This window comes from Actibacterium sp., assembly GCF_041584535.1.
GTDB lineage: Bacteria > Pseudomonadota > Alphaproteobacteria > Rhodobacterales > Rhodobacteraceae > Actibacterium_D.
In genome coordinates, this window is the sequence record NZ_JBFHDW010000399.1 from 1 (window position 1) to 1,874 (window position 1,874).

Consider the following 1,874-nt stretch of genomic DNA (forward strand, 5'->3'; position numbering starts at 1 on the left):
GATCCTGCTGACCACCTTTCTGATGTGGCGGCTCAGCGGTCATGTCGGGAAAATGCAGATCGCCACGGCGGTGCTGGTGGTGATCTTTGGCGGGCTGACGGTGTGGCTGAACGATGACCGGTTCTTCAAGATGAAGCCGACGATGATCTACAGCCTGTTCGCCGGGACGCTGGGATTTGGCCTGCTGCGCGGCAAATCCTACCTGCAATACGTGATGGAAGAGATGATGCCGCTGCGCCCCGAAGGCTGGCGCATCCTGACCCGCCGATTGATGCTGTTCTTCATCGCGCTGGCCATCGCGAACGAGGTGATCTGGCGCACCATGTCCACTGACATGTGGGTGAATTTCAAGACCTTCGGCCTGACCATCGCGGTATTCGCGTTCTTCATGACCCAAGGCAAGCTGTTGCAGACCTACGCGCTGGACGATCAGGACAAAGCCTAGGACGTGCCGAACAGCGCCGCCTGAGCCTCTTTATTGCCGGGAATGGTGACGGCGGTTTCAGCGGCCAGTTGTTGCCCGGCCTGCACCTGCGGGCGCGCATGCAACTGGTCATACCAGCGTTTGACGTTCGGCGTGTCCTCTAGCACCTGCTGCTGGCGCGGGTGGCGGAAAATCCACGGCCAGATTGCGAAATCGGCGATGGAATAGAAATCCCCGGCAACAAATTCATTCTCGGCCAATTGCCGGTCCAGCACCTGATACAACTGGCTGACCTGTCCCTTGAACCGCGCCTTGGCATAGGGCAGATCGATCGGGGGATCCATCTGCGGCGCGTAGAACAGGAAATGGTGCGACTGGCCGGCAATCGGTCCCAGCCCGCCCATCTGCCACATCAGCCATTGATCGACGGTGATGCGGTCGCGCTCGGTGCGGCCATAGAACCTGCCGGTCTTGCGGGCCAGATATTGCAGGATCGCCCCCGATTCAAAGATCGAGATCGGCGCGCCGTCCGGGCCTTCGGGGTCGATGATCGCCGGAATCTTGCCGCTGGGCGCGATTTTCAGATACTCGGGCGTTCGCTGGTCGCCCTTGCTCAGCACGATCGGATTCAGATGAAACGGCAGTTCCATCTCATGCAGCGCGATTGCGATTTTCCACCCGTTCGGGGTCGAGGCGTAAAAGAATTCAATCGGTTGGGGCATGGGCAATCCTTTCCCGACCATAGATGAGGCTTTTTCGTCAAAGGACAACCCCCGGACAGCGCCGATGCGGCGGGCCAATCCGACCCGGCGCGCCACCTTGACCTTGGCCCGGCGCGGCGCTATGCCGCCAGATGTGGCGAGTTGTTACCGGATTGCGGGCCACGTTAAACAAACCGCTAAAGAGGTCAGGGTTATTGCCCCCGCCTTTCACCGGTCGGGGGTTTTTTATTTGGCGCGGAGGGAATGCGCGATGTCGAAATGGAGCAAACGGACCCAGCAGGTGCATGCCGGCACCCGGCGCAGCCAGTATGGTGAGGTGGCCGAGGCGATCTATCTGACGCAGGGCTTTGTTTATGACACGGCCGAACAGGCCGAGGCCCGGTTCATTCAGCTGGGCGAAGACGAATTCATCTATGCCCGCTACGGCAACCCGACCGTGCGCATGTTCGAAGACCGCATTGCCGCCCTTGAAGACGCCGAAGATGCCTTTGCCACCGCCAGCGGCATGGCCGCCGTCAACGGCGCGCTGACCAGCGTCGTCAAGGCCGGCGATCACGTGGTCGCGGCGCGGGCGTTGTTCGGCTCGTGCCTGTATATTCTTGAGGATGTTCTGGGCCGCTTTGGCGTCGAGATCACGCTGGTCGACGGCACCGATCTGGATCAGTGGCAGGCCGCGATCCGCCCCGGCACCCGTGCGGTGTTCCTTGAATCGGTCTCGAACCCGACGC

Annotated in this window: 3 protein-coding genes and 1 riboswitch; of the genes, 2 read left to right on the top strand and 1 reads right to left on the bottom strand. The window is 61.1% G+C overall.

Translation table 11 applies throughout. The annotated features are described in order from the left end of the window. Positions 1 to 445 (top strand): inner membrane-spanning protein YciB (locus ABYW26_RS14080; RefSeq protein ID WP_372605546.1); only part of this gene is annotated, 445 nt, incomplete at its 5' end. On the opposite strand, the gene ABYW26_RS14085 is transcribed toward ABYW26_RS14080, so the two are convergent. Then, positions 442 to 1,146, bottom strand: coding sequence for a glutathione S-transferase family protein (locus ABYW26_RS14085; RefSeq protein WP_372605547.1), 705 nt, complete (start codon positions 1,144 to 1,146; stop codon positions 442 to 444). The genes ABYW26_RS14080 and ABYW26_RS14085 overlap by 4 nt on opposite strands. A 123-nt stretch (positions 1,147 to 1,269) precedes the next feature. After that, positions 1,270 to 1,347, top strand: a riboswitch (SAM riboswitch). 49 nt (positions 1,348 to 1,396) lie between these two features. Between ABYW26_RS14085 and ABYW26_RS14090 the strand changes: the two genes are divergently transcribed. Next, positions 1,397 to 1,874, top strand: a 478-nt coding sequence (locus tag ABYW26_RS14090) for an aminotransferase class I/II-fold pyridoxal phosphate-dependent enzyme (RefSeq protein WP_372605548.1), incomplete at its 3' end; no start/stop codon positions are given.

Bases quoted from the DNA above. Each gene is read 5' to 3' on its own strand.
- ABYW26_RS14085 (WP_372605547.1), bottom strand. From the start codon at position 1,146: ATGCCCCAACCGATTGAATTCTTTTACGCCTCGACCCCGAACGGGTGG.